The 25,493-nt window shown below is 67.4% G+C and carries 24 protein-coding genes; 20 read left to right on the top strand and 4 right to left on the bottom strand.

From position 1 onward, the window contains the following. Window positions 1–25: 25 nt before the first annotated feature. From rho to ACIQ0W_RS07750, 4 genes are all read left to right on the top strand, one after another. Window positions 26–2,395 carry a transcription termination factor Rho gene (gene rho / locus ACIQ0W_RS07765; protein WP_396642179.1) on the top strand — a complete coding sequence of 790 codons (2,370 nt, stop codon included), beginning with the start codon at window positions 26–28 and terminating at the stop codon, window positions 2,393–2,395. A gap of 26 nt (window positions 2,396–2,421) precedes the next feature. Then, a complete protein-coding gene (gene prfA / locus ACIQ0W_RS07760; RefSeq protein WP_396642209.1) occupies window positions 2,422–3,495 on the top strand; it encodes a peptide chain release factor 1 in 1,074 nt (357 codons plus the stop codon). A gap of 149 nt (window positions 3,496–3,644) precedes the next feature. Then, window positions 3,645–4,409 carry a hypothetical protein gene (locus ACIQ0W_RS07755; protein ID WP_396642178.1) on the top strand — a complete coding sequence of 255 codons (765 nt, stop codon included), beginning with the start codon at window positions 3,645–3,647 and terminating at the stop codon, window positions 4,407–4,409. A gap of 241 nt (window positions 4,410–4,650) precedes the next feature. Then, complete coding sequence (locus ACIQ0W_RS07750; protein ID WP_396642177.1) at window positions 4,651–4,881, top strand: hypothetical protein; 231 nt, start codon at window positions 4,651–4,653, stop codon at window positions 4,879–4,881. Window positions 4,882–5,001: 120 nt separating this feature from the next. On the opposite strand, the gene ACIQ0W_RS07745 is transcribed toward ACIQ0W_RS07750, so the two are convergent. From ACIQ0W_RS07745 to cysK, 4 genes are all read right to left on the bottom strand, one after another. Then, window positions 5,002–6,597, bottom strand: coding sequence for a hypothetical protein (locus ACIQ0W_RS07745; RefSeq protein ID WP_396642176.1), 1,596 nt, complete (start codon window positions 6,595–6,597; stop codon window positions 5,002–5,004). Continuing rightward, window positions 6,579–7,322 carry an ABC transporter ATP-binding protein gene (locus ACIQ0W_RS07740; RefSeq protein WP_396642208.1) on the bottom strand — a complete coding sequence of 248 codons (744 nt, stop codon included), beginning with the start codon at window positions 7,320–7,322 and terminating at the stop codon, window positions 6,579–6,581. Before ACIQ0W_RS07740 ends, ACIQ0W_RS07745 begins: the two co-directional genes overlap by 19 nt. A gap of 161 nt (window positions 7,323–7,483) precedes the next feature. Beyond that, window positions 7,484–8,062: a serine O-acetyltransferase EpsC gene (epsC, locus tag ACIQ0W_RS07735; protein WP_396642175.1), complete on the bottom strand. Its 579-nt coding sequence runs from the start codon at window positions 8,060–8,062 to the stop codon at window positions 7,484–7,486. A 1-nt stretch (window position 8,063) separates the two neighbouring features. Beyond that, on the bottom strand, window positions 8,064–9,002 hold the full coding sequence (gene cysK / locus ACIQ0W_RS07730; protein WP_396642174.1) for a cysteine synthase A: 939 nt from the start codon (window positions 9,000–9,002) through the stop codon (window positions 8,064–8,066). A 237-nt stretch (window positions 9,003–9,239) separates the two neighbouring features. On the opposite strand from cysK, the gene prmC reads away from it, so the two are divergent. The 16 genes from prmC to ACIQ0W_RS07650 all read left to right on the top strand — a co-directional run bounded on the left by prmC (window position 9,240) and on the right by ACIQ0W_RS07650 (window position 25,439). Next, on the top strand, window positions 9,240–10,127 hold the full coding sequence (prmC, locus tag ACIQ0W_RS07725) for a peptide chain release factor N(5)-glutamine methyltransferase (protein WP_396642173.1): 888 nt from the start codon (window positions 9,240–9,242) through the stop codon (window positions 10,125–10,127). Between the two features lie 141 nt (window positions 10,128–10,268). After that, entirely contained in the window at window positions 10,269–10,961 is a 693-nt protein-coding gene (locus ACIQ0W_RS07720; RefSeq protein ID WP_396642172.1) for an L-threonylcarbamoyladenylate synthase, read from the top strand. Next, window positions 10,958–12,133, top strand: coding sequence for an MraY family glycosyltransferase (locus ACIQ0W_RS07715; protein WP_396642171.1), 1,176 nt, complete (start codon window positions 10,958–10,960; stop codon window positions 12,131–12,133). The genes ACIQ0W_RS07720 and ACIQ0W_RS07715 overlap by 4 nt, the downstream gene beginning before the upstream one ends. After that, window positions 12,130–12,693, top strand: a complete 564-nt coding sequence (locus tag ACIQ0W_RS07710; protein WP_396642170.1) for a hypothetical protein — start codon at window positions 12,130–12,132, stop codon at window positions 12,691–12,693. Before ACIQ0W_RS07715 ends, ACIQ0W_RS07710 begins: the two co-directional genes overlap by 4 nt. Before the next feature lie 194 nt (window positions 12,694–12,887). Next, on the top strand, window positions 12,888–13,724 hold the full coding sequence (atpB, locus tag ACIQ0W_RS07705; RefSeq protein ID WP_396642168.1) for a F0F1 ATP synthase subunit A: 837 nt from the start codon (window positions 12,888–12,890) through the stop codon (window positions 13,722–13,724). Between the two features lie 43 nt (window positions 13,725–13,767). Then, entirely contained in the window at window positions 13,768–14,004 is a 237-nt protein-coding gene (atpE, locus tag ACIQ0W_RS07700) for a F0F1 ATP synthase subunit C (protein ID WP_036294846.1), read from the top strand. A gap of 29 nt (window positions 14,005–14,033) precedes the next feature. Next, window positions 14,034–14,603 carry a F0F1 ATP synthase subunit B gene (locus ACIQ0W_RS07695; RefSeq protein ID WP_396642166.1) on the top strand — a complete coding sequence of 190 codons (570 nt, stop codon included), beginning with the start codon at window positions 14,034–14,036 and terminating at the stop codon, window positions 14,601–14,603. Continuing rightward, window positions 14,603–15,394 carry a F0F1 ATP synthase subunit delta gene (locus ACIQ0W_RS07690; RefSeq protein WP_396642165.1) on the top strand — a complete coding sequence of 264 codons (792 nt, stop codon included), beginning with the start codon at window positions 14,603–14,605 and terminating at the stop codon, window positions 15,392–15,394. The genes ACIQ0W_RS07695 and ACIQ0W_RS07690 overlap by 1 nt, the downstream gene beginning before the upstream one ends. A gap of 79 nt (window positions 15,395–15,473) precedes the next feature. Further along, the gene (atpA, locus tag ACIQ0W_RS07685; RefSeq protein ID WP_396642164.1) at window positions 15,474–17,114 is read left to right on the top strand and encodes a F0F1 ATP synthase subunit alpha; all 1,641 of its coding nucleotides are present in this window, start codon (window positions 15,474–15,476) and stop codon (window positions 17,112–17,114) included. Between the two features lie 20 nt (window positions 17,115–17,134). Further along, window positions 17,135–18,037 carry a F0F1 ATP synthase subunit gamma gene (locus ACIQ0W_RS07680; protein WP_396642163.1) on the top strand — a complete coding sequence of 301 codons (903 nt, stop codon included), beginning with the start codon at window positions 17,135–17,137 and terminating at the stop codon, window positions 18,035–18,037. A 41-nt stretch (window positions 18,038–18,078) separates the two neighbouring features. Further along, window positions 18,079–19,533, top strand: coding sequence for a F0F1 ATP synthase subunit beta (gene atpD, locus ACIQ0W_RS07675; RefSeq protein WP_396642162.1), 1,455 nt, complete (start codon window positions 18,079–18,081; stop codon window positions 19,531–19,533). 2 nt (window positions 19,534–19,535) lie between these two features. Continuing rightward, window positions 19,536–19,796, top strand: a complete 261-nt coding sequence (locus ACIQ0W_RS07670) for a F0F1 ATP synthase subunit epsilon (protein ID WP_396642161.1) — start codon at window positions 19,536–19,538, stop codon at window positions 19,794–19,796. A 90-nt stretch (window positions 19,797–19,886) separates the two neighbouring features. Beyond that, window positions 19,887–20,654, top strand: a complete 768-nt coding sequence (locus ACIQ0W_RS07665) for a YaaA family protein (RefSeq protein WP_396642160.1) — start codon at window positions 19,887–19,889, stop codon at window positions 20,652–20,654. Window positions 20,655–20,753: 99 nt separating this feature from the next. Then, complete coding sequence (locus ACIQ0W_RS07660; protein WP_036294917.1) at window positions 20,754–21,401, top strand: DUF5684 domain-containing protein; 648 nt, start codon at window positions 20,754–20,756, stop codon at window positions 21,399–21,401. A gap of 285 nt (window positions 21,402–21,686) precedes the next feature. Continuing rightward, entirely contained in the window at window positions 21,687–22,580 is an 894-nt protein-coding gene (locus ACIQ0W_RS07655; protein ID WP_396642159.1) for a PP2C family protein-serine/threonine phosphatase, read from the top strand. A 57-nt stretch (window positions 22,581–22,637) separates the two neighbouring features. Next, window positions 22,638–25,439, top strand: a complete 2,802-nt coding sequence (locus ACIQ0W_RS07650; RefSeq protein ID WP_396642158.1) for an FtsK/SpoIIIE domain-containing protein — start codon at window positions 22,638–22,640, stop codon at window positions 25,437–25,439. Window positions 25,440–25,493: the final 54 nt, after the last annotated feature.

Raw genomic sequence — 25,493 nt, 5'->3', positions numbered from 1 at the left:
CATTCACACGTGCAAGGGAGTACTCGTGGAGTCAATCTCCGAGATCCAGACCGGCGCCACCCCCATTCAGGGTGAGCAGACCGGTGACAACGCGCCCGAGGGCGCACAGACCACCGAGGCAGCGTCTCAGGACGCAGCACCCCAGGATGGCGCGTCTCAGGACGCCGCTCCTCAGGACGCCGCTCCTCAGGACGCCGCTCCTCAGGACGCCGCTCCTCAGGATGTAGCGCCCGCCGACTCGGCGCCCGAACAGGGTTCTGTCGAGGCTGACGCATCCCTCCCGGACGAGGCGCCCGCCTCGAAGCCGGCCCGCGCCTCCAAGCGCCGCCGCCGCGTCCGTGAGCTCGCCGCGGACTTCGGTGTCGACGCCAAGCGCGTCATCGCCGTCGCCGCTGAGCTGGGTCACACGCTGAAGACCCCGCAGTCGGCGCTCGACGCCGACGTCGAGGCGCAGGTCACGGCCGCGCTCACGTCCGCTGCGCTGTCGGATGCTTCGGCATCCACCGCCGACGCGACTACGGAGACCGCCGCAGCGCCGTCTGCGGACGCCCCGGCCGTTGCGCCGTCCGCGGAAGGCGACTCCGCGCCCCGGAAAAACGACGCTGACGAGGCATCCGATTCCTCCGCCGAGAGCGCGCAGAGCACCTCCGGTGCGCGGAACGATGGCAACGCCCAGAACGATGGCAACGCCCAGAACGACGGCAACGCCCAGAACGACGGCAACGCCCAGAACGATGGCAACGCCCAGAACGACGGCAACGCCCAGAACGACGGTGAGGGCGAGCAGACGGGCAGTCGTCGCAGCCGCAACCGCAACCGCAACCGCAGCCGCGGTGGCCGTGACGCACAGGATGGCCAGGACGGCGCTGCCTCTGCGGCCGACCAGGGTGGCCAACAGAACCAGGGCCGTCAGGCCAAGGGCGACCAGGCCAACCAGAACGCAGGCGCTCAGAACAACGCTCAGGGTAACCAGAACCAGGGTGGCCAGAACAACGCCCAGGGTGGCCAGAACCAGGGTGGCCAGAACAACGCCCAGGGTGGCCAGAACCAGCGCGGCCAGAACCCGCAGCGTGGTCAGAGCGCCCAGGCCCAGAACAACGGCCCCGTAGACGACGACGACAACACCCAGGGTGGCCGCGGCCGCGGTCGCGGTCGCACCAAGCGCTCGCCCGGCGCGCCGATGGATGAGTTCGAGACCGAGATCGGCGATGACGACGTCCTCATCCCGATCGCCGGCATCCTCGACGTCCTCGACAACTACGCGTTCGTCCGCACGTCCGGCTACCTGCCCGGCCCGAGCGACGTCTACGTCTCGCTCGGCCAGGTCAAGAAGTACAACCTGCGCAAGGGTGACGCCGTCGTCGGCGCGATCAAGCAGCCGCGCGAGGGCGAGCACCAGGGACGTCAGAAGTACAACGCCCTCGTGAAGGTCGACGCGATCAACGGCCTGTCGGTCGACGACGCCGCGACCCGTGTCGAGTTCGGCAAGCTCACGCCGCTCTACCCGCAGGATCGCCTGCGTCTCGAGACGGCGCCGGAGAAGCTGACGCAGCGGATCATCGACCTCGTCGCCCCCATCGGCAAGGGCCAGCGCGGCCTGATCGTCGCGCCCCCCAAGGCGGGCAAGACGATCGTGCTCCAGCAGATCGCCAACGCGATCGCGACGAACAACCCCGAGGTCCACCTCATGGTCGTGCTCGTCGACGAGCGTCCCGAAGAGGTCACCGACATGCAGCGGACGGTTCGCGGCGAGGTCATCGCCTCGACGTTCGACCGCCCCGCGGAAGACCACACGACGGTCGCCGAACTCGCCATCGAGCGCGCCAAGCGTCTCGTCGAGCTCGGTCACGACGTCGTCGTGCTGCTCGACTCGATCACGCGTCTCGGCCGTGCCTACAACATCTCGGCGCCGACCTCGGGTCGCGTGCTGAGCGGTGGTGTGGATGCTTCGGCTCTGTACCCGCCCAAGCGCTTCTTCGGCGCCGCGCGCAACATCGAGAACGGCGGATCGCTCACGATCCTCGCGACCGCGCTCGTGGAGACCGGGTCCAAAATGGACGAGGTCATCTTCGAAGAGTTCAAGGGAACGGGCAACAGCGAGCTGCGCCTCTCGCGTCAGCTCGCCGACAAGCGGATCTTCCCGGCCGTCGACGTGAACGCATCCTCCACGCGCCGTGAGGAGATGCTGCTCTCGGCCGACGAGGTCAAGATCACGTGGAAGCTGCGCCGTGCGCTCGCGGGTCTCGACCCGCAGCAGGCCCTCGAGGTCGTCCTCGGCAAGCTCAAGGAGACGAGCTCGAACGTGGAGTTCCTCGTGCAGATGCAGAAGTCGATCCCGGCGCCGACCGCGGGCGCGCACGGCAGCAGCCACGGGCACGACAACAACATCCGCTGATCGGGTCCGCCGTGGCCGAACCCGGGATTTTCGACTCCGTTCGCGGACTCATCGACGAGCACCGGCGGGTGCAGGAGGAACTCTCCGACCCCGCTGTGCACGCCGATGCAGGGCGCGCCAAACGCGTCAATCGACGCTACGCCGAGCTCAGCCGGATCGTGGCCGCGTACGACGCGTGGACCGCTGCATCCGACGACCTCGCCGCCGCGCGTGAACTCGCGCGTGAGGATGCGGCGTTCGCCGAAGAGGTGCCTGGGCTCGAAGAACGGGTCGACGCGACGCAGGAGCGGCTCCGCCGCCTGCTGATCCCGCGCGACCCCGACGATGCGCGCGACGTGATCATGGAGATCAAGGGCGGCGAGGGCGGCGCCGAGAGCGCGCTCTTCGCGGCCGACCTGCTGCGCATGTACATCCAGTACGCGGCGTCCCAGGGATGGAAGACCGAGCTTCTTGAACGCACCGAGTCCGACCTCGGCGGCTACAAGGACGTTCAGGTGGCGATCAAGGGCTCGTCGGCCGATCCCGCCCAGGGAGTGTGGGCGCACCTGAAGTACGAGGGCGGCGTCCACCGCGTGCAGCGGGTGCCGGCCACCGAGTCGCAGGGACGCATCCACACCTCGACGACCGGGGTGCTGGTCTTCCCCGAGGTCGATGAGCCCGACGAGGTCGAGATCAACCAGAACGACCTCAAGATCGACGTGTTCCGCTCGTCGGGTCCCGGCGGGCAGTCGGTCAACACAACCGACTCCGCGGTTCGCATCACCCACCTGCCCACGGGAATCGTGGTGTCGATGCAGAACGAGAAGTCGCAGTTGCAGAACCGTGAAGCCGGCATGCGCGTCTTGCGGGCCCGGATCCTCGCGCGGCAGCAGGAAGAGATCGCGGCGGCGGCATCCGATGCCCGCAAGTCGCAGATCCGCGGGATGGATCGCTCCGAGCGCATCCGCACCTACAACTTCCCCGAGAACCGCATCGCGGACCACCGGACGGGCTACAAGGCCTACAACCTCGATCAGGTGATGGACGGTGCCCTGGGTCCCGTCATCGACTCGTGCATCGCGGCGGACGAGGAAGAACGCCTGGCCGCCATCGGCGCCTGACCCCTTTCACCGTCGGCCGATGCTTCCGCGCGGGGAGGCGGAGTGGCGGATGAACACGCGGTGAAGCTAGGGTGTCTTGAAGGTGACGCGGGGGTGAACGACCCCCGTTTGTTTGGGGCACGTCGCCTTTCGACCGCACTGGGGGCGTCATGAGCCGAATTACCGAGACCTCTGCCATGGACGTGGGCGGCTTCGATCGATCGCGCGACGTTGTCCTGACGCTGCCCGTGCGGAGCATCGCGATCGCTCTCGTCCTGATCGCCGCCGGGCTCGCCAGCGCTCACCTGGCCGTGCACACTCTGGCCGCGCTCGACGTCCTCACCTACGACGGCCGGCTCGTGGGTGCATTTGATATGGACGCCGAGGTCAGCATCCCGACATGGTTCACCATGATGCTCCTCGTGGGCATCGCTCTCCTGCTCGGAGCCGCGGCGCTCGCCACGACGAAGGGCCGCGGGTGGTGGTGGACGCTCTCCGCCGTCTTCGCCTATCTCTCGCTCGATGAGGGAGCGGCTCTGCACGAGAGCCTGATGTACGTGACGCGGAATGCGCTCGGCATCACCGGGGGACCGCTGTGGTACGCCTGGGTCATCCCCGTCGGCCTCGCCCTCGTGATCGCCGCGCCGTTCGCAGCGCGATTCGTCTGGAGTCTGCCGACCTCCACGCGGCGCCTGATCATCGTCGCCGCCGTGCTCTATGTCGGCGGTGCGATCGGGATCGAGGTCGTCAGCGCGAGCGCCGGCGCCGAAGTCGAGGCCCTGACGCGTAACGAGAACGACCCGATGGTGTGGGCGCTTGCCTGCTTCGAGGAGAGCCTCGAGATCGGCGGGCTCGTGGTCATGGCGATCGCTGTGATGCTGCACCTGCGTGACCACGCTCTGCACGACCGGCGCATCGCGCTGGGGCTGCGCTGAAGAACCGGGCCCCGCTTCGAGCGGTGCAGCCGGGGCGGATGCGACTGACGCGATAGGGTCACCCCGTGATCGCTTTCATCATCCGCAGCCTCATCTTCGTTCTGTCCGCCGCCCTCGGCCTGCTCGTCGCCGACTGGGTGCTGCCCGGGTTCCAGATCCAGTGGAACGAGTGGTGGGGCTTCGTGCTCTGCATCCTGATCTTCGCGATCCTGCAAAGCGTGCGGCACCCTGGATCGCCAAAATGGCCCGGCGCTATGCCCCCGCGCTGCTCGGCGGCATCGGCATCGTGTCGACGTTCGTGGCTCTGTTGGTCGTCGTCCTCCTGCCGATCGGGGGCCTTCGAATCACGGATGCTGTCGCCTGGGTACTGGGCCCCGTCATCGTGTGGCTGATCACGGCGCTCGCGACGATGTTCCTTCCCATGATCTTCCTCAAGAAGAAAGTCGTCGAGGCTCGCGAGTCCCGCCCCTGACGCGTCAGTCGGGACATCAGGTTCCCATCACGAACGGACGCGACATGCCGTGGGGACTTCTCTCACACGGCGAGTCGCGTCCGTTCGCGGTCGCGAAACCTGCGGCGGGGGAGCGGGACGTCAGCTGCCGGTGGTCGCTCGCACGCGCTGCAGCAGGCTCGGCGCGGTCCGATCGAAGATCCGACCGCCGATCCCCACGCCGAGCACGAAGAACACGACACCGAGCACAACGCCGACGACCAGCGCGAGCCAACTGAACAGCACATCACCCGTCACCGCGGCCATGATCGCCAGGATGATCTCGGGGGCGGCGAGCACCGCGGCGAGAACCCACACGGCGAGGAAACCCAGGAAGATTGAGAACGTCGCTCCGGGGACGCGCTTGAACGGATTGTCGCCCGCCGCGGGCACGGGCACGAGCAGGTAGGCCGAACTCACCGCACACACGCCGTATGCCGTGAGCAGCATGCCGATCGCCGACCCGATGATCGCGGGCGCCAGGTGCCAATCGCCCGTGATGGCGATCGTGATCACCGCCGTGAGGATTACCAGCGGAAGCCCGACGGTCGCGGCCGCGAGCATCCGGCCGAGACGGTCCTGACGACCGCGAACGCCCGTCGCAACGATCGTCCCGAACGCCGTGCCGTCATACGACACGTCTGCATACGGCACGATGCCGAGGACGAAGGCGACGAACGTGGCGCTGAACGCGATGAACGTGTTCGTCGCATCGCCCCGAGCCCAGAACACCACGAGCACGGGCACAAGCGGAACGGTGATCAGCTGACGGAGATAGCGGGGATCGTGGATCCAGTACGTCAGGGATCGTGCCCAACTCGCCCCGGTGCCGCCGGTGGGCAAGCGCCCGAACCATCCGATCTTCCCCGCGGCGACCTTGCGGCCGCCCCGAGCGGGGGGTGCGACGAGGGATGCCGAGAGGCTCCGGTGCCAGATGAACCACAGCAGCGCGACGGTCGCCAGGGCGATCAGCAGTTTCGCGCCGGCGATGAGAGGCGCCCCGGACGCAAGATCGGCGGGGGCCGACCATGCGGCTGCCAGGGGTGTCCAGGACACGGCCTCGAGCACACCAGACAGAGCGGTCATGTCGTTGGAGGGGCCGCTCGCGGCGCTCAGGAGTGAACCGATGCCGGCGATGATCGGACCCGCGAGGATGAGCACGATGAACGCGAGCATCCAGACGATTTCGCGGATGCGCCGGCCTCCCGTCATTCCTGCCGCGATCGAGGCGAAAGTCCGTGAGACGACGACGCAGATCAGGATGCCGAGCGGAACGCAGATGACCGCCGCAGCGAGCGCGATCGGCCAGCGCCACCACGCGACAAGACTCGCGAGGCCACCGAGAATCGTCGCGAGACCGGGGATTCCGGTGGCTCCCGCCGCGGTCAGTGCGACCATCATGCGGGTCGTCGTCAGCGGGAACGTCGCGAGACGCGACGGGTCGAGCGTCGTGTCGATCCCGGCGGCGAAGACGGGCGCGAGCACCCATCCCAGAGTCAGCAGGCTGCCGCCGGCGATGAGGACGAGCCGTGTCACCTCGAGGCCGAGGGTGCCGACGAAGAACAGTCCGATGGCGATCAGCGCGACGGCGCCGACGGCCCACAGGGCGCCGAAGATGAATCCGACCAGCTGCCAGGGCTGGCGGGAGAGCGTATTGCCGAGGACGCGGAACCGGATCCTCAGGAGAGTCGCAACCACTCGGGTCCTTCCGTGTGGTGACGGCCGCCGACGAGCTCGACGAATCGGTCTTGCAGCGTCGCGTCGCCGCGCACTTCGGCGACCGTGCCGGCGGCGAGCACGCGACCCGCTGCAATAACGGCGACGTGGTCGCACATGCGTTGCACGAGATCCATCGAGTGGCTCGACACGATGACCGTGCCGCCGCCCTTCGTGTAGTCGCGCAGGATGTCCTCGATGTTCGCGGCCGAAACCGGATCGACGGACTCGAACGGTTCGTCGAGGACGAGGATGCGGGGGGCGTGGACGAGCGCGCAGGCCAGGGCGATCTTCTTGGTCATACCGGCGGAGTAGTCGACGACGGGTGTGCCGGCGGCCGCGGTCAGGTCCATGATGCGGAGGAGGTCCGCGGTGCGCGCCGCGACATCCGCGTGCGTGAGCCCGAACATCATGCCCGTGTACGTCACCAGCTGTTCGCCGGTGAGGCGGTCGAACAGGCGCACGCCGTCGGCCAGGTTGCCGATCATGGCCTTCGCGCGGACAGGCTCGGTCCAGACATCGACGCCGTGGATGAACGCGCGACCGGCGTCGGGACGCAGCAGTCCTGTGGCCATCGACAGAGTGGTGGTCTTGCCGGCCCCGTTCGGACCGACGAGACCGTAGAACGAACCCTCGGGCACGGCGAGGTCGAGGTTGTCCACGGCCGTCTTGTCGCCGAAGCGCTTGATCAGGCCGTTCAACTGCATGGCGAGCGCGGGGGAAGCGGTTGGCGGTGGGGCAGCGGCGGAAGTCGGCGAAGTCACCGCTTCACGCTATCCGACCATCCGCCAACTGGTATATCACCGCGCGTGTGTCGCGCGGGTGCATCGCGCGGGTCATGGGATCGTCGTGTTCGCGCCCCGGGCCGTCAGATCGAGTACTCGGGTGCCGTGAGCAGCGCCCGGGTGTCCTCGCCCGGACGGCGCGCACGCGCTTTCGCCGGGATTCCGACGAGCACCGAATCTGCCGGAGCATCGCGGGTGACCACGGCATTGGCGCCGACCGCGGAGTCGTCGCTTATGACGACGGGCCCGAGGATCTTCGCCCCCGCGCCGACGACAACGCGGTCGCCGAGCGTCGGGTGCCGCTTGCCGCCCTCGCGCTGCCGTCCACCCAGCGTGACGCCGTGATACAGCATGACGTCATCGCCGGTTTCGACGGTCTCGCCGATCACGACGCCCATGCCATGGTCGATGAAGAAGCGGCGACCGAGTCGTGCTCCCGGGTGAATTTCGATCCCGGTCAGCCAGCGCGTCACTTGCGAGATCGCGCGAGCCAGGAACTTGGCACCCCGCAGCCACAGGCGGTGATGGATGCGGTAGGCCCAGATGGCGTGCAGGCCCGGGTACAGCAGCGCGATCTCGAGGTCGCCGCGCGCGGCGGGGTCCCGCAGACGAGCGGCCGCGACATCCTCTCGGATCGTCAGCCAGGCGGAACGAAGGCCCACGTCACTCCTCGCGCAGGTGCTCGTACAGAGCGGTGGAGAGGTAGCGCTCGCCCGCGGACGGGACGATGACGACGATGTTCTTGCCGGCGGCCTCGGGGCGGGCTGCGATCTGCAGGGCGGCCCAGATGGCGGCACCGCTCGACATCCCGACGAGGATGCCTTCGTCCGTCGCGACCTTGCGGGCGACCTCGAGGGTGTCGTCGAACGACACGTCGATGACCTCGTCGATGACGTCGCGGTCGAGGATCTCGGGCACGAAGTTGGGGCCGATGCCCTGGATCTTGTGGGGTCCGGGGTGCCCCTTGGTGAGGATGGGGGAGTCGGCGGGCTCGACGGCCACGATCTGTACTCCCGGTACGCGCTCCTTGAGCACCTGGCCGACGCCCGTGATCGTCCCGCCTGTGCCGATGCCGGCGACGAAGTATCCGATGTCGCCGTCCGTGTCGCGCAGGATCTCTTCGGCGGTCGTCTTGCGGTGGATAGCGGGGTTCGCCTCGTTCTCGAACTGGCGGGCCCAGATCGCGCCCGGCGTGTCGGCGACGATCTGCTTGGCGATGGCGACGGCCTCGGACATCCCCTTCGTCGGGTCGGTGAGGACGAGCTCGGCGCCGAAGGCCTTGAGGAGCGTGCGGCGTTCCTTCGACATCGAGGCGGGCATCGTGAGGATCACCTTGTAGCCACGGGCAGCGCCCACCATGGCGAGGGCGATGCCGGTGTTGCCGCTCGTGGACTCCACGATGGTCCCGCCGGGCTTCAGCTCGCCGGATGCCTCCGCGGTGTCGACGATCGCGATGCCCAGGCGGTCCTTGACGCTCGAGACCGGGTTGTAGAACTCGAGCTTCGCCAGCACGACGCCGCCGAGCCCCTCCGTGACCCGGTTCAACCGGACGAGAGGGGTGTTTCCGAATGCGGACGTGATGTCTGGGTGGATGCCGGCCATGGGCGTGCCTTTCGGGATGTCACTGGGTTCGCGGGATGTCTCGGAGCTCGGCGTCGTCCTCGACGCGCTTCAACGAGCCTAGGCGAGGCCCGTCCGGGTCGGCGTGATTGTGACGAATCCGCGGATCCGCGGCCCGAGGGGATGGCCCCCGGTAATGCCCGGGCGGGTGCTCCGGTAATGCCCGGTCGGGTGCCCCGGTAATGCCCGGTCGGGTGCCCCGGTAATGTGGGGGCGCTCATGCCTCCCTCCGAACATCCCTCTTCTCCGCGCGCGCTCGCGACCTCGCTGCGCGAGGCCGCGCAGCGACTCGCGGGGGCGGGCATCGCCGATCCCGGCGTCGACGTCGAGCTGCTCGCCGCACACGTGCTCGGTACGAGTCGCGGGGGAGTGCAGGCTGCCAGCATTCGCGGTGATTCGATCGAGGGGGAGGATGCCTCGGCGTTCGATGCTCTCGTCGAGCGCCGCGCCGCGCGGGTACCGCTCCAGCACCTCACCGGGCTCGCCCCGTTTCGTCGCCTGGTGTTGCAGGTCGGCCCCGGTGTTTTCGTGCCTCGACCCGAGACCGAGATCGTCGCGCAGTTCGCGATCGATTCGCTGGGGGCTGCTGCAACGCCGTCGCCGATCGCCGTCGATCTCGGCACGGGAAGCGGTGCGCTCGCCCTGGCGCTGGCCACCGAGGTGCCGCATGCGACGGTCTACGGCGTCGAGAAGTCTCCGGATGCCTTCATCTGGGCGAAGGGCAACGCCGAGTTCGTGGGTGCGACCAACGCCCGCATCGTCCGCGGCGATCTCGACACGGCCCTGCCCGAGCTCGATGGCACCGTCGATGTCGTCGTCTCGAACCCCCCGTACGTGCCCAACGACGCGATCCCGCGCGACCCCGAGGTGCGCTTCCACGACCCCGAGGCGGCGCTCTACGGCGGCCCCGACGGCTTGGACGTCGTGCGCCGTGTGAGCCGAGCCGCCCTCCGGCTCGTGCACCCCGGCGGCACGGTCGTGATCGAGCACGGCGAGTGGCAAGGCGCTGCGGTGCGCGACATTCTGACGGCAGACGGATGGCGCGCGGCAGCGACGCATCCGGATCTGACGATGCGCGACCGCGCGACGACCGCCCTCCGTCCCTGACCCCTGCCCCGCCCCCGCCCCGCCCCCGCCCCCGCCCCCGCCCCCGCGAGGGTGCCCGTTCTGCTGCACTTCGACGACGGTAACGGGCACTCTCGCCCGCGATAACGGGCACTCTCGCGCCCGCCGTAGACTTGGCGGGACATGTCCGACATCTTCGACTGCCGCGACGAGGCGCAGCTCCTCGCGGGCCTGCGGCACGCACGACGTTCGATCGCGCGCGGTGAACTGGTAGTGCTGCCGACCGACACGGTCTACGGGGTGGCGGCTGATGCTTTCAGCCCGGCCGCCGTCGCGAACCTGCTCGCTGCCAAGGGGCGCGGTCGCCAGTCCCCTCCGCCCGTCCTCGTCTCGGGCGCGCCGATGCTCGCCGCACTCGTCAGCGAGGTGCCCGAGCCGATCGAAAGACTCATCGGTGAGTTCTGGCCGGGAGGGCTGACCATCGTGCTGCCCAGCCAGCCCTCGCTCGCGTGGGACCTGGGCGAGACGAACGGCACGGTCGCCGTGCGGATGCCCGACAACCGGGTGACGCTCGACCTCATCCAGGACGCCGGGCCGCTCGCGGTTTCGAGCGCCAACCTCACCGGCCGTCCGGCCGCGACTTCCGTCCTCGAAGCCGAGCGGATGCTGCGCTCGAGCGTCAAGGTCTATCTCGACGATGGACCCTCGAGCACGGGCGTGGCCTCGACGATCATCGATGCGACGGCCCTGGCCCGCCGCGAGAAGGACGCTCGGGTGCGGGTCCTTCGCGCGGGCGCCGTCTCGACCGAACGGTTGCGCGAGCTGCTGGGCGACTCCCTCGAAGCCGACGCATCTGAATCGGGCACCGCCGCGTGAAGCAGTACATCTTCACGATCCTCTTCACGGCGTCCCTGACGTTCGTCCTGACGTGGGCCGTATGGCAGCTCAGCATGCGCTTCAAGCTGTATCCCGGCATCCGGGAGCGCGACGTCCACAAGACCCCGACCCCACGGCTCGGTGGAGTCGCGATGTTCTTCGGCATCGTCGCCGCCTTCGTCGTGTCGCGCGCCAACGACTTCTTCAATCCGTTCTGGTTCGTTCCGCAGCAGATCTACGGGATCCTCGGCGCGATGCTGCTGATCGTCATCGTCGGCGTGGTCGACGACCTGTGGGACCTCGACTGGCTCATCAAGCTCGGCGCCCAGTTTCTCGCGGCCGGCTTGATCGCGGGCGTCGGAGGACTGCAGATCTATTCGCTGCCCATCGGCGGGCTGACGGTCGGTTCGAGCTGGGTCAGTTTCACCCTGACCGTTTTCTCGATCGTCATCGTGATGAATGCGGTCAACTTCATCGACGGGCTGGATGGCCTCGTCGCAGGCGTGTGCCTGATCGCGAACGGTGTGTTCTTCGTCTACTCCTATCTGTTGCTTCGCGAGTTCGCGACGAACAACTTCTCGCTCGCGACGTTCATCGCCGCCGTGCTCGTGGGCGCTTGCCTCGGCTTCCTGCCCCTCAACTGGAGTCCGGCGAAGCTCTTCATGGGCGACTCGGGTGCTCTGCTGCTCGGCCTGCTGATGGCGACGTCCGCGATCGCGATCACGGGCGCCATCCCGCCCGGGGCCCTCGATCCCGAGGACATCGGCCGCTCACAGCTGCTCGGTGCCTTCATTCCGATCGTGCTGCCGGTCGTCGTCGTTCTGCTGCCCCTGCTCGATTTCGGGATGGCGGTGCTCCGTCGTCTGCGCGCGGGCAAGAGCCCCTTCTCGCCCGACCGCAAGCACCTGCACCATCGCATGCTCGACATGGGGCACAGCGACCGCGATGCCGTCCTGATCTTCTACGCCTGGACGGCGGTCATCAGCTTCGCCGTCCTTTTGATGTTCATCGCCGAACGCAACCAACTGTCCTACTGGATCGGGGTCGTCTTCGCCGTCATCGGCGCCGCCGCGTGCCTGGTCCTGACATTCATGCCGTCGCGCCGTCCCCGTCGCGAGGCGGGCTCCCGCGCCCCCGACGAGATCCTGACCCCCGTGGAGGAACTGCCATGACCGACCCGTCCCTGCCGTCCAACCCGTCCTCGGGCCGCGTCGTCGCCAGCACCCCGATCCTCGCCATGACTCTGCGCTGGGGCGGTTTGCTCACGGCCGCTCTGGCCGTCCTTGGGGCGGTCATCGGCTACTTCGTCGCCGGAGCGGATGGCTCGTGGAGCGCCCTCGCGGGCGTGCTCACCGCGGCGGTGTTCCTCGGCATCACGGCCGTCAGCATCCTGATCGCCAACCGATGGTTCGGCGACCCGCTGTTCGTCCCCATCTTCTTCGGAATCGTGTTGGGCGGCTGGCTGCTCAAGTTCGTCATCTTCATCGTCGTCCTCCTCGTGCTGCGGGGGCAGGAGTGGATCGTTCCGCCGGTCTTCTTCGTGGGATTGATCGCGGGAATCGTGGCTTCCCTGGCCGTGGACGTGATCGTGATGCTCCGGATGCGCCTGCCCTACGTGAGCGATGTCACGATGCCCGATGAGATGACAGCGCCGGGCGCTGTCACCGGGCCGGGGGATGACAGCTCTCCTGAAACCTCACGGAGCATCACGAAGCCGCCCGCGGATTCGTGACCTGCCCAGATCCTTGATAGGGTTGGAACGTTCCCCTGGGCCGTGCATCGAACTGAGGTTCGTGACAGACACAGTCGTAACAGACACCGTCGTTAGACATTTTTTCGGCAGTCTTTTCCGCAGTCTTACCGATACACAGTGACGTGCACCGCCGCGGTTGACTCTCACCATTCCCGTCGCATCGGTACCCTCCGATGCCCCCGAAGCTGGAGCCAGCGCAGTTGACTCAAGCCGCGACTTTGATCGCCACCGCAAGCACTGACGATGGTGGATTCCATCCGCCATCGATCTGGGAGTTCTTCCCCGACGCCGTCCTTTTCGAGGGAACCTGGTTCGCGCTGACGCGCATCAACCTGATTCAGATCCTCGCGTCCGTCGTGCTGATCGTCGTCTTCCTCATCGGCACGCGCCGCATGAAGGTCGTCCCCGGTCGCTTCCAGAGCGTCGTCGAGATGGGCCTGGACTTCGTCCGCGTCAACATCGCCCACGACCTCCTGGGCCGCAAGGACGGCAACCGGTTCCTGCCGATCCTGACGACGTTCTTCTTCCTGATCTTGTTCATGAACATCACGGGAATCATCCCGCTGCTGAACATCGCGGGTACGAGCGTCATCGCGATGCCCTTGCTTCTCGCGATCGTCGCGTATGTGACGTTCATCTACGCGGGTATCCGCAAGAGCCCGGGCAACTTCTTCAAGAACTCGCTGATGCCGTCGGGCGTTCCGTGGCCGCTCTACATCATCATCATCCCGCTCGAGTTCCTGTCGACGTTCATCATCCGGCCGGTCACGCTGACGCTCCGACTGCTGATGAACATGATCGTCGGCCACCTCATGCTGGTGCTCTTCTTCGCGGCGACGCAGTTCTTCATCTTCTCGCTCGGCGGCTTCTGGTCGCTCCTCGGCGTCGGAACGCTCGCGTTCGGCTTCGCCTTCACCCTCTTCGAAATCCTGGTGGCGTTCCTCCAGGCCTACGTTTTCACCATCCTCACCGCGGTCTATATCCAGCTCGCGGTAGCGGAAGAGCACTGATCGGGTCGGCAACCGCCGCCCCCCACCGAAAGGAAACACACCCGTGGATGCAACTACGGTTCTCGCCCAGGTCACCGGCTCCGTCGCGACCGTCGGCTACGGCCTCGCCGCGATCGGCCCGGCCATCGGCGTGGGCATCGTCGTCGGCAAGACCATCGAGGGCGTCGCACGTCAGCCCGAACTGGCCGGCCGCCTTCAGGTCCTGATGTTCATCGGTATCGCGTTCACCGAGGCGCTTGCGTTCATCGGTATCGCGACCGGCTTCATCTTCGGCTTCTAAGTCATCAGACCCACACTTAAGGAGACAGGATGCTGAACGCTCTTGTCACTCTCGCCGCTGAAGGCGAGGGCGAGGCGCCCAGCCCGCTCATCCCGGCGATTTACGACATCGTCTGGTCTGCGGTGTGCTTCGTCGTCATCCTGCTGGTGTTCTGGCGCGTCATCCTTCCCCGGATGACGGCGCTGCTCGACGCGCGGTCCGCCGCGATCGAGGGCAACATCGCCAAGGCCGACGAGGCGCAGAAGCAGGCTGAGGCCGCGCTGCAGGAGTACACCGCGCAGCTGGCCGACGCCCGCCGCGAGGCCGGTGAGATCCGCGAAGCCGCCCGTGAGGACGGCAAGCGCATCCTCGCCGAGGCGAAGGAAGCCGCGACCGCCGAGGCTGCACGTCAGACCGCGACGGCCCACGCGCAGATCGAGGCCGAGCGCCAGGGTGCTCTCGTCTCGCTCCGCTCGGAGGTCGGAACCCTTGCGCTCGACCTCGCCGGTGGTGTCATCGGAGAGACCCTCTCCGACGACGCGAAGGCGAAGTCCGTGGTCGACCGGTTCCTGGCCGAACTCGAAGCATCCGAAAAGGCTGCTGCGGGGAAGGCCGAGTAATGGGCAGCGCGACCACTCAGGCCCAGCGCGCGTCGAACGCCGAGCTGTCCGCGGCGAAGGGACTTGACCTCGCCGTGGCGAGTCAGCTCTTCCACGCGGCACGGGTCGTTGGATCTTCGTCGCACCTGAGCGGTGCGCTGGCCGACCCGTCGGCTTCGACGGCGTCGCGGCGGAAGGTCGTCGAGGATGTCTTCGGCGCGGCGTTCGCACCCGTGACGGTCTCTCTGCTCTCGTTCGCGGTTCAGCAGCGGTGGTCTTCGGCCACCGATCTGATCGCCGGTTTCGAAGAGCTCGCGATCCGCGTGGTCGCGATTTCCGAGGCGTCGACCGACCTCGAGGGCGAGTTGTTCTCGGTCTCGCGTATGGTCACGCAGAACCCCGAGCTCGAGCTCGCGCTCGGCAGCCGCCTCGGCGATGCCACCTCCAAGGGTGCGCTCGTCGACACCCTGCTCGCGGGCCGCGTCAGCGCGGGGACATCCCTGATCGTCGCGTCGATCGTGCAGCAGCCGGGGGAGCGACGCATCCGCGAGGCACTCTCGCGCACGATGCGGATCGTCTCGGACGAGCTGAACCGGACGGTTGCGACCGTCACGACGGCGACGCCGCTCACGGACGCACAGGCAGCGCAGTTGGTCCGCCTGCTGAGCACGAAGTACGGCCGTGACGTGTCGCTCAACACCGTGGTCGACTCCACCGTTGTCGGGGGGTTGCGTGTGCAGATCGCGGACGACGTGATCGACGCGTCGGTAGCGGCGCGCCTCGCAGATCTCCGCCAGCGAATGGCCGGCTGAACCCAGATTTCCCGCACCCCGTGCGGAACGCGGAGCGAGAGCCCCGCACCAGACAGCACTCTCAAGATAGAGGAAGACAATGGCAGAACTATCGATCAGCCCCGACGTCATCCGTGACGCGCTGAAGGATTTCGCCGCAGCGTACGAGCCCACGGGCGCAGCCGCGACAGAGGTCGGCACGGTCGTCGACGCCGCGGACGGCATCGCCCACGTCGAGGGCCTGCCCGGCGTCATGGCGAACGAACTCCTGATTTTCGAGGATGGCACGCAGGGTCTCGCTCAGACCCTCGACGAGCACGAGATCGGTGTCGTCATCCTGGGTGAGTTCTCGGGCATCGAAGCCGGTGGACAGGTCACCCGCACGGGTGAGGTCCTCTCGGTCGCCGTGGGCGACGGATACCTCGGCCGCGTGGTCGACCCGCTCGGCAACCCGATCGACGGTCTCGGCCCGGTCGCGACCGAGGGTCGTCGCGCCCTTGAGTTGCAGGCCCCCGGCGTCATGCAGCGCAAGTCGGTGCACGAGCCCATGCAGACCGGTATCAAGGCCATCGACGCGATGATCCCGATCGGCCGCGGTCAGCGTCAGCTGATCATCGGCGACCGCCAGACCGGAAAGACGGCCATCGCGATCGACACGATCATCAACCAGAAGGACAACTGGGCGTCGGGCGACGAGAACAAGCAGGTTCGCTGCGTGTACGTCGCCATCGGCCAGAAGGGTTCCACGATCGCGGCCGTCAAGGGCGCGCTCGAGGATGCCGGAGCGATGGAGTACACCACCATCGTCGCCGCGCCCGCGTCCGACCCCGCCGGCTTCAAGTACCTGGCCCCCTACACCGGTTCGGCCATCGGCCAGCACTGGATGTACGGCGGCAAGCACGTCCTCATCATCTTCGATGACCTGTCGAAGCAGGCCGAGGCCTACCGCGCCGTCTCGCTCCTCCTGCGTCGCCCGCCGGGCCGCGAGGCCTACCCGGGTGACGTCTTCTACCTGCACTCCCGTCTGCTCGAGCGCTGTGCCAAGCTCTCCGACGAGCTCGGCGCGGGTTCGATGACGGGGCTCCCGATCATCGAGACGAAGGCCAACGACGTCTCGGCGTACATCCCGACCAACGTCATCTCGATCACGGACGGGCAGATCTTCCTGCAGTCCGACCTGTTCAACGCCAACCAGCGTCCCGCGGTCGACGTCGGTATCTCCGTTTCCCGAGTCGGTGGTGACGCGCAGGTCAAGTCGATCAAGAAGGTCTCGGGAACGCTCAAGCTCGAACTCGCGCAGTACCGCTCGCTCGAGGCGTTCGCGATGTTCGCGAGCGACCTGGATGCGACGTCGCGTCGACAGCTCGCACGTGGTGCGCGCCTGACCGAACTGCTCAAGCAGCCCCAGTACTCGCCCTACCCGGTCGAGGACCAGGTCGTCTCGATCTGGGCCGGCACCAACGGCAAGCTCGACAGCATCGCCGTCGAGGACGTGCTGCGGTTCGAGAGCGAGTTGCTCGATCACCTTCGACGCAACACAGAGATCCTGACCACGCTCCGCACGACCAACGTGCTCGACGATGACACACTCGCCGAGCTCGACAAGCAGGTCGACGCGTTCACCCTCGAGTTCCAGGGCGGCAAGGGTCAGAGCATTTCTGCTCCTGGACACGAAGAGGTCGAGGCCGCTGAGGCCGAAGACGTCAACCAGGAGCGCATCGTCAAGGGCCGCCGGGGCTAAGGAGACGCGACAGCGAAACCATGGGCGCACAACTACGGGTCTACAAGCAGAAGATCTCTTCTGCTCAGACGACCAAGAAGATCACGAAGGCGATGGAGCTCATCGCGGCTTCGCGCATCCAGAAGGCGATGGCGCGCGTCAAGGCGTCCTCACCTTTTGCGCGCGCCGTGACGCGGGCCGTCTCGGCGGTCGCGACCCACTCCAACGTCGAACACCCGCTCACGACGGAACGCCCGGTCATCCGCCGGTCGGCCGTCGTCATCTTCACCTCGGACCGCGGTCTCGCGGGCGCGTTCAACTCGCAGATTCTGCGTGAGGGACTCGAGCTCGCGGCACTGTTGCGTTCCCAGGGCAAGGAAGTCACCTACTTCCTGGTCGGGCGTAAGGCGGTCGGCTACTTCCAGTTCCGCAAGCTGGCGAGTGCCGCGCAGTGGATCGGCGACACCGACACCCCGCAGTTCACGACGGCGGAGGCGATCAGCTCAGAGCTGCTCGACTACTACCGGCGCGGCGGAGAGGCGGATGGCGTCGACGAGATCCACCTCGTGTACAACCGCTTCGTCAGCATGATGGTGCAGTCGGCGGAGACCCTTCGTCTGCTGCCCCTCGAGGTCGTCGAGTCGGATGCCTCCGCGGATGACTCGCACGCGGTGTACCCGCTCTACGAGTTCGAACCGGACCCCGAGACGGTGCTGGACGCGCTCCTGCCCGTCTACATCCAGAGCCGCGTCTTCAACGCCCTCCTGCAGTCGTCCGCGGCAAAGCACGCCGCAACGCAGAAGGCGATGAAGTCCGCCAGCGACAACGCCGACAAGCTCATCACGACGTACACACGTCTGCGCAACAATGCGCGCCAGGCCGAGATCACGCAGCAGATCGCCGAAATCGTCGGCGGCGCCGACGCCCTGGCATCGAGTAAATAAACATCTCGAGCAAGTAAGCCCACACGAAAGAGAAGAAGACCATGACCTCTACCGCCACCGCCGAAACGACGGAGACCGCGGTCGTCGGGCGCGTCGCGCGCGTCAACGGTCCCGTCGTCGACATCGAGTTCCCGCACGACGCGATCCCCGACATCTACAACGCTCTCAAGACCACGATCACGATCGGCGAAGAGTCGACCGAGCTGACGCTCGAGGTCGCCCAGCACCTGGGTGACGACCTCGTACGCGCGATCGCCCTGAAGCCCACGGACGGCCTCGTTCGCGGCCAGGAGGTGCGCAACACCGGCGGCCCCATCACGGTGCCCGTCGGCGATGTCACCAAGGGCAAGGTGTTCAACGTCATCGGCGAGGTGCTCAACGCCAAGCCGGGCGAGCAGATCGAGATCACCGAGCGCTGGGGCATCCACCGCAAGGCCCCGAACTTCGACCAGCTCGAGTCGAAGACGCAGATGTTCGAGACCGGCATCAAGGTCATCGACCTGCTCACGCCGTACGTGCTGGGTGGAAAGATCGGCCTCTTCGGAGGTGCCGGTGTCGGCAAGACGGTCCTCATCCAGGAAATGATCCAGCGCGTCGCGCAGGACCACGGTGGTGTCTCCGTGTTCGCCGGTGTCGGCGAGCGCACCCGTGAGGGCAACGACCTGATCCACGAGATGGAAGAGGCGGGTGTCTTCGAGAAGACGGCCCTCGTCTTCGGCCAGATGGACGAGCCGCCGGGAACGCGTCTGCGCGTCGCCCTGTCGGCGCTGACGATGGCGGAGTACTTCCGCGACGTGCAGAAGCAGGACGTGCTGCTCTTCATCGACAACATCTTCCGCTTCACGCAGGCCGGTTCCGAGGTTTCGACGCTGCTCGGCCGTATGCCGTCTGCCGTGGGATACCAGCCGAACCTCGCCGACGAGATGGGTGTGCTCCAGGAGCGCATCACCTCGACGCGTGGTCACTCGATCACCTCGCTCCAGGCAATCTACGTCCCCGCCGACGACTACACCGACCCGGCGCCCGCGACGACGTTCGCGCACCTCGACGCCACGACCGAGCTCTCGCGTGAGATCGCGTCGAAGGGTCTGTACCCGGCCGTCGACCCGCTGACGTCGACCAGCCGCATCCTCGACCCGCGTTACATCGGTGCCGACCACTACCGAGTGGCCACCGCGGTGAAGCAGATCCTCCAGAAGAACAAGGAACTGCAGGAGATCATCGCGATCCTCGGTGTCGACGAGCTCTCGGAAGAGGACAAGGTCGTCGTGTCGCGTGCACGCCGCATCCAGCAGTTCCTCTCGCAGAACACCTACATGGCGAAGAAGTTCACCGGTGTCGAGGGTTCGACGGTTCCGATCAAGGAGACCATCGAATCGTTCGACGCGATCGTCAAGGGTGACTTCGACCACGTGGCCGAGCAGGCATTCTTCAACGTCGGTGGTATCGGCGACGTCGAAGAGCGCTGGGCGCAGATCCAGAAGGAAAACGGCTGAGCATGCCCGTCAACGTGAGCCTGGTCTCCGCGGACGCGGAGGTGTGGACCGGTGAGGCGACGCTCGTCATCGCCAAGACGGTCGAGGGCGAGATCGGTCTGATGGCCGGTCACGAGCCCATCCTCGCGATCCTCGCTGAGGGTCAGGTGCGTATCACGCAGCCCGATGGGTCGAAAATTCTCGCGAGCGCACAGGACGGATTCCTCTCGATGGAGGGCGACGTGCTCACCATCGTTGCGGGTAACGCGGCGCTGGTCAGCTAATTCCGACGGCATGAAGGCGAGGGGCCCATGGGGCTCCTCGCCTTCGTTCGTTCGTGATCCCTCACCCGCATCCCGCGCTCCGGAGTCTTCGTGCTGATCCTGCTTCCCCCATCCGAGACCAAGAGGCCCGGCGGCACAGGATCCCTCGACCTGAGCGCGCTTGCGCTACCTTCCCTGATGCCCTCACGGCAGAAGGCCATCGACGCTCTTGTCGAGTTATCGAGCGATTCCGCTCTGGCCGCGCGCGTGCTCGGATTGGGTCCGCGCCAACTCGGCGAGATCGAGGTGAATTCCGCGTTGCGGATGGCACCGGTCATGGCCGCCGTCGACCGGTACACCGGCGTCCTCTACGACGCCCTCGCGGCAGGAGAGCTCGGCCCGGCCGCGCGGCGCTGGCTCGGCAGCCACGTCATGATCCACAGCGCTCCGTTCGGCCCCGTCGGTGCGCTCGATCCGATTCCCGCCTACCGTCTGGGCGCGACCGCGTCGATGCCGGCGCTCGGGCCTCTCCGCCGACACTGGGCAGCCGCGGTCACGGCCGCCGTCGAGGCATCCGGCGCTTCGTTCGTTTTGGATCTTCGGTCTGAGGCGTATGTCGCCCTGGGGCCCCTCCCGCAGTCGACGCCGTCGGTTTACCTGCGTGTCGTCACGGCATCGGACGACGGGGGATCGGTGCGGGCACTCAACCACTTCAACAAGCACGCGAAGGGTGAGCTCACGCGACGTCTTGCACTCGATCGGCCGCGCATCCGAACGGCCGCGGCGTTTGCTCGCTGGGCGAGTGCCGCCGGCATCGATGTGCGCCCCGGAGAGGATCGCGTCTGGTCCCTGGTCGTAGCAAGATCTGGAGTTACCTGAGATTCTCCTGCATGTTCGCTCGGAATCTCGCTACCATGTGACACGCGCCCCTATGGGTTGCGAACCGCGGCCGACAGGCCCCGACAGATGGATATCATCATGCCTTTGAGCATCAGCTACGACGACGGGTCCGGTGCAGCAGCGCTCGCCTTCCTGCTCATCCTCCTGCCCCTTTTCCTCTTGATCGCCCTCGCCGGATACATCATCGGCTCCATTTTCTTCATGAAGATCTTCGAGAAGGCCGGCGTCCAGGGCAAGTGGCGCGCCTGGGTGCCGATCTACAACACCCTGATCTTCGTCAAGCTCGGCGACCTCAACCCCTGGTGGCTGCTTGTCCTGTGGCTCGCCGGCGGAGTGTTGAGCTGGGTCCCGGTCCTCGGGCAGCTGATCCTGCTCGCAGCTTTCCTATACACGCTCATGGCTGCGTGGCGTGTGGGGCTGAAGCTCCAGAAGGAAGCCGTCTGGCTGATCCTCTACTTCTTCCTCACGATCGTGTGGCTCGGCATTCTGGCCTTCGACAAGTCGCGCTGGAACACCGCGATTCCGGCAGCTCCGTGGGCGCGCACCTTCCTCGCCGACAAGACGGTCTGGAGCGGTATCCCCGTCCAGACGCCTGCCGGCGGATTCCCGTCCAACCCGGCCACCCAGCCCGGCGCCTACCCGCCCCCGGCGGGCTCGTACCCGCCGCCCGCAGCGCCTCCGGCGCCTCCGGCAGCGCCCGAGGACCCGAACGCGCCCCGGCCGTAATCACGACAGTCGAAACCCCCGCTCTGTTCCCGGCGGGGGTTTCGTCGTGCCAGCGACCCGATCACTACCACCACGCTCGGCCTCGTCCGTCCGCTTGACGACGCCTGTTCGCCCAGAGCGAACACGGTGTGGCTGCCGGTGTCACCTCTCGGGGTGATGCCCGGACCGTCGAGCGAAATCCGCAGGTCGGGAGCGGTCTACTAGGATGTGTAAGCCGCGCCGCGCCGCGCGCGGTCGGCGTGATCTCGGCGCACCGAGTCGCTGGCCCATCGGAGGGATGACCGCGTGCCCGAATTCGACGCGATCGCAGATCGCCGCACCGTGACGCTCAAGGGCGGTGGCGAACTTTCGCTCTCGTGGGCTGCGGTGACGCATCGAGGGATGCGACGCGAGCTCAACCAGGACGCCGTCCTCGCCGACTATCCGCTTTTTATCGTCGCGGACGGGATGGGCGGGCACCTCGGCGGCGAGATCGCGAGTGCGAGTGCCGTCGATCGTCTCGGTGATCTGGTGCGCGACGGCCGGATCAATCCGAAGTCGATCGAGAAGGCTCTCTCGCGGGCGGTGAAGGACATCATCGCCCACCCCGAGGCGACAGATGACGGTACCGGCACAACCGTCACCGGGATCTTCCTCGAGACCACGGGCGTCGAACCCACCTGGGTCACGCTCAATATCGGGGATTCTCGGGTCTACCTGCTGCGCGATGGCACGCTGGCTCAGGTCACCACGGATCACTCGGTCGTCCAGGAGCTGATCGCCTCCGGTCGCCTCAGTCCCGAAGAGGCCGAGAATCACCCGTACGGCAACGTGATAACCCGCGCGGTCGGGCCGAGCGAGAGCGTTCATCCCGATTACATCCGACTCGACGTTCTGGACGGTGATCGCTTCGTCATCTGCTCGGACGGTCTGACCAAGGAGCTCACGGACTTCGGCATCCGTCACTTCCTGCTCGAGAACGAAGACCCGCAGGTCGCGATCGAGCAGATGATGCAGGCTTGCCTCGACAACGGCGGCCGCGACAACATCTCGATCGTCGTGGTTGACGTGCGGCGGCCGGGGACGCGGCCACCAGACCCTACCGACGACGACACCGATACGGCGGAACGCGGATCCGCTCGCCGCCCGCAGGCGCCCGTCTCGGATGGCTCCTCCCCAGAGGCCGATTCCGGCGCCTGATCCCGAATTCGGGGGATCCGGCCTCACCATCGGTCGCGCAACGCATTGACTGGGCGCGTGCATCTTGACGAACCCCTGACCTTGCCCGCGGTTCCGGTTACGCCCGTGCGTGCGCCGTTCCCGGTCGTGGCGTCCATCGTGCCGCTCATCGGCGGGGTCGCGCTCTGGGCCATCACCGGATCGCCCTTCGCGCTGCTCTTCGCGCTGCTGGGTCCTCTCGTCGCGCTCGGCGGGCTCATCGACCATGCGCGAAGCGGTCGCCGGCAGCGGGCGCGCGCCGAGGCCGACTACGCGCGAGCCCTCGCCGATGTCGAAGCCGCCGCGATCGAGCGCCATAGCCGTGAACGGAGCGAACTGCGCGCCAGACATCCGGATGTGGCGGCCTTCGCTCTTCTCACCGAACAGATCTGGCGAGCCGCACCGTCGGGCTCGCGTGATCTCGCCGTCGTCGGTCACGGCCGACGGCCCAGCACGACGCTATTGACGGGCGACTCGTCCCGACCCGAGGCGGAACGACTGAAGCGCGAGACTGCCAGCTTGGCCGATGCACCGCTCACGGTCGATTGGCGCGCGGGTATCGCGGTACGGGGTGAGCTGTCACTGGCACGTGCCGTTCTCCGCGCGCTCGTCCTGCAGCTCTGCCTCAGCCACACGCCCGAGACTCTCCGGGTATTCGGCGCGGCACCCGACGAATGGGAATGGATGTCGGCGCTGCCCCATCACCATGCAGAGCAAGGCACTCGGACGGGCACTGACCGCGGCGAGGGTCCGACGCGGATCGTCATCAGCCCGGCGGATGCGGGCCCAGCACCGACCGGGGTTCTGCTGACCTGGGGGAGCGCGGCGTCCACGATAGATCCCCGATGCGGCGTCGTCCTCGATGTGCGAGAGCCGCACGACGCGACGCTCGTGATCGGGGTGGACCGAATCGAACTGGCGGTGGAAGCCGTCTCGGACACCCAGGCGCGCGCGATGGCCCGTGTCCTCTCGCGACGCGGGCAGGCGCTCTTCGGGCGGAACGAAGAGGCCCCGCCGGTCTCTTTTTCTGCCGTGCGCAACTTGCCCGGTGTGGGATCCCCCGGTGGCCTGTCCGTGGCACTCGGACGCGACGGCGACCGGAGCGTGCTGGTCGACCTCGTACGGGACGGTCCCCATGCGGTGGTCACGGGCGTGACGGGCAGCGGCAAATCGGAGCTGTTGACCACCTGGATCGCGGGCCTGTGCTCCGCCTACTCGACCCGGGAAGTCACCTTTCTCCTTGCGGACTTCAAAGGCGGTATGACCTTCGACGCACTCGCCGACCTGCCGCACGTGACCGGTGTGATCACCGACCTCGATGGTGATTCCGCGGAGCGCGCGATCGCGAGCCTGCGCGCCGAAATGCGTCGACGCGAGCACGACCTCGCACTTCGCGGTGCACGGGACATCGCGGACCCGCGCGTCGAGCTGCCCCGGCTCGTCATCGTCGTGGACGAATTCGCGGCGCTCCTCGCCGAGCACGAGGGCCTGCATCGCATTTTCGCGGATGTCGCGGCCCGGGGGCGCGCGCTGGGTATGCACCTCGTCCTCGGGTCTCAACGCGTGTCGGGCGCCATGCCCGATGCATTGCTGGCGAACTGCCCGCTCCGGATCGCGCTACGCGCGGCGGACTCGGCTGACAGCCGTGCGGTGATCGGCGATGACTCGGCGTCTCGTCTGCCCGGCGGGTTTCTCGGGAGCGGACGGGCCTTTGTGCGGCGGGCGGGAGACTCGGGCGCGCACCCGGTGAGGATCGCGCTGACCAGCATTGCCGAGCTCGCAGACGTGGCGGCGTCTACCGGGTCGCAGGATGCGCCGCGGTCGCCGTGGCTCCCGGCGCTTCCGGCAGTCGTGACCCTCGAACAGCTCCGTGCGCGCGCTCGCCGTGAGCAGTCGGAGGCAGGTGAGGGCATCTTGCTGGCGCTGGCGGACGACCCTGGCCGGCAGCGGCAATTCCCGATCGCGCTCGCCGAGACGGGTGGACTGGCCGTCGTCGGACGGGGGGCGTCGGGAAAATCCTCGATCATCGCGCTCATCGCGGCACAGGCGGCTGACGCCATCGTCGTCTCCGACGACCTCGAGGCGGCCTGGGACACACTCATGGGCGCGGAGGAGTCCGGGTTGTGGCTCGTTGATGACGCGGATGACCTTCTCGCGCGCTTCCCGCCTGACCATGCGGTCGCAGCGGCCGACCGGCTGGACCGGATCGCACGCACCGGCCGGCTCGTCGTCACAGCGCGGTCGCTCTCCGGGCGACTGGCTCGGATTGTGGATGCCTTGCCGCAGCGAGCGCTGTTGGCGCTCAGTACGCGAATGGATCATGTCGCGGCGGGTGGCGAGGGCAGCGGATTTCGGTCCGACCTCTCACCCGGACGCGGTCGATTGGCGGCCTGGCAGGTGCAGTTCGCGCGAACCGAGGAACGCCCGTTCCCTGAGCCCGCGAGGGTCTCGGACTGGCACCCGCAGCAGCTGACCGGTGTCGTGACACGGCAGACGGACGCGGTTGCGAATGCTCTGCGCGTGCGCGGGGATGGTTTCGGCGACGTGCGCCTGCTCCGACAGACACCCGCGGCGTCCCGGCTCGCCGACATCGTCGAGGAATCGCAAAGGCCGCAGATACTCGTCGGCGATGGTGAGGACTGGCTGGCCCGCTGGGGGCTGCTGCAGGAGCTGCGGGCCCGGCATCCGTTGGTCGTCGACGCGGACTGTGCGCCCGAGTTGCGAACCGTCGCGGGGGAGCGGTCGCTTCCGCCGTATGCGCGCCCGGGCGTCGGACGGGCGTGGTTGTGCGCACCGGTCAGCCGCCCGGTGCGGGTGAACCTGCTCGGATCCGCGGGTTGATGTGCGTGGACTCGGGCGCATCGCGGGACCGCGTCGCGGGAGGACAGACACGGG

Source organism: Microbacterium sp. (assembly GCF_044340635.1).
Taxonomy (GTDB): domain Bacteria; phylum Actinomycetota; class Actinomycetes; order Actinomycetales; family Microbacteriaceae; genus Microbacterium.
The sequence above is the reverse complement of the archived record's forward strand: the minus strand, read 5'-3'. Positions and strand labels throughout refer to the sequence as shown.

Bases quoted from the DNA above. Each gene is read 5' to 3' on its own strand.
- ACIQ0W_RS07695 (WP_396642166.1), top strand. From the start codon at position 14,034: ATGCTGAACGCTCTTGTCACTCTCGCCGCTGAAGGCGAGGGCGAGGCG.
- atpA (WP_396642164.1), top strand. From the start codon at position 15,474: ATGGCAGAACTATCGATCAGCCCCGACGTCATCCGTGACGCGCTGAAG.
- ACIQ0W_RS07750 (WP_396642177.1), top strand. From the start codon at position 4,651: ATGGCCCGGCGCTATGCCCCCGCGCTGCTCGGCGGCATCGGCATCGTG.
- ACIQ0W_RS07755 (WP_396642178.1), top strand. From the start codon at position 3,645: ATGAGCCGAATTACCGAGACCTCTGCCATGGACGTGGGCGGCTTCGAT.
- ACIQ0W_RS07710 (WP_396642170.1), top strand. From the start codon at position 12,130: ATGACCGACCCGTCCCTGCCGTCCAACCCGTCCTCGGGCCGCGTCGTC.
- atpB (WP_396642168.1), top strand. From the start codon at position 12,888: ATGCCCCCGAAGCTGGAGCCAGCGCAGTTGACTCAAGCCGCGACTTTG.
- ACIQ0W_RS07660 (WP_036294917.1), top strand. From the start codon at position 20,754: ATGCCTTTGAGCATCAGCTACGACGACGGGTCCGGTGCAGCAGCGCTC.
- ACIQ0W_RS07720 (WP_396642172.1), top strand. From the start codon at position 10,269: ATGTCCGACATCTTCGACTGCCGCGACGAGGCGCAGCTCCTCGCGGGC.
- ACIQ0W_RS07740 (WP_396642208.1), bottom strand. From the start codon at position 7,322: ATGCAGTTGAACGGCCTGATCAAGCGCTTCGGCGACAAGACGGCCGTG.
- cysK (WP_396642174.1), bottom strand. From the start codon at position 9,002: ATGGCCGGCATCCACCCAGACATCACGTCCGCATTCGGAAACACCCCT.
- prmC (WP_396642173.1), top strand. From the start codon at position 9,240: ATGCCTCCCTCCGAACATCCCTCTTCTCCGCGCGCGCTCGCGACCTCG.
- ACIQ0W_RS07670 (WP_396642161.1), top strand. From the start codon at position 19,536: ATGCCCGTCAACGTGAGCCTGGTCTCCGCGGACGCGGAGGTGTGGACC.
- atpD (WP_396642162.1), top strand. From the start codon at position 18,079: ATGACCTCTACCGCCACCGCCGAAACGACGGAGACCGCGGTCGTCGGG.
- ACIQ0W_RS07690 (WP_396642165.1), top strand. From the start codon at position 14,603: ATGGGCAGCGCGACCACTCAGGCCCAGCGCGCGTCGAACGCCGAGCTG.
- ACIQ0W_RS07680 (WP_396642163.1), top strand. From the start codon at position 17,135: ATGGGCGCACAACTACGGGTCTACAAGCAGAAGATCTCTTCTGCTCAG.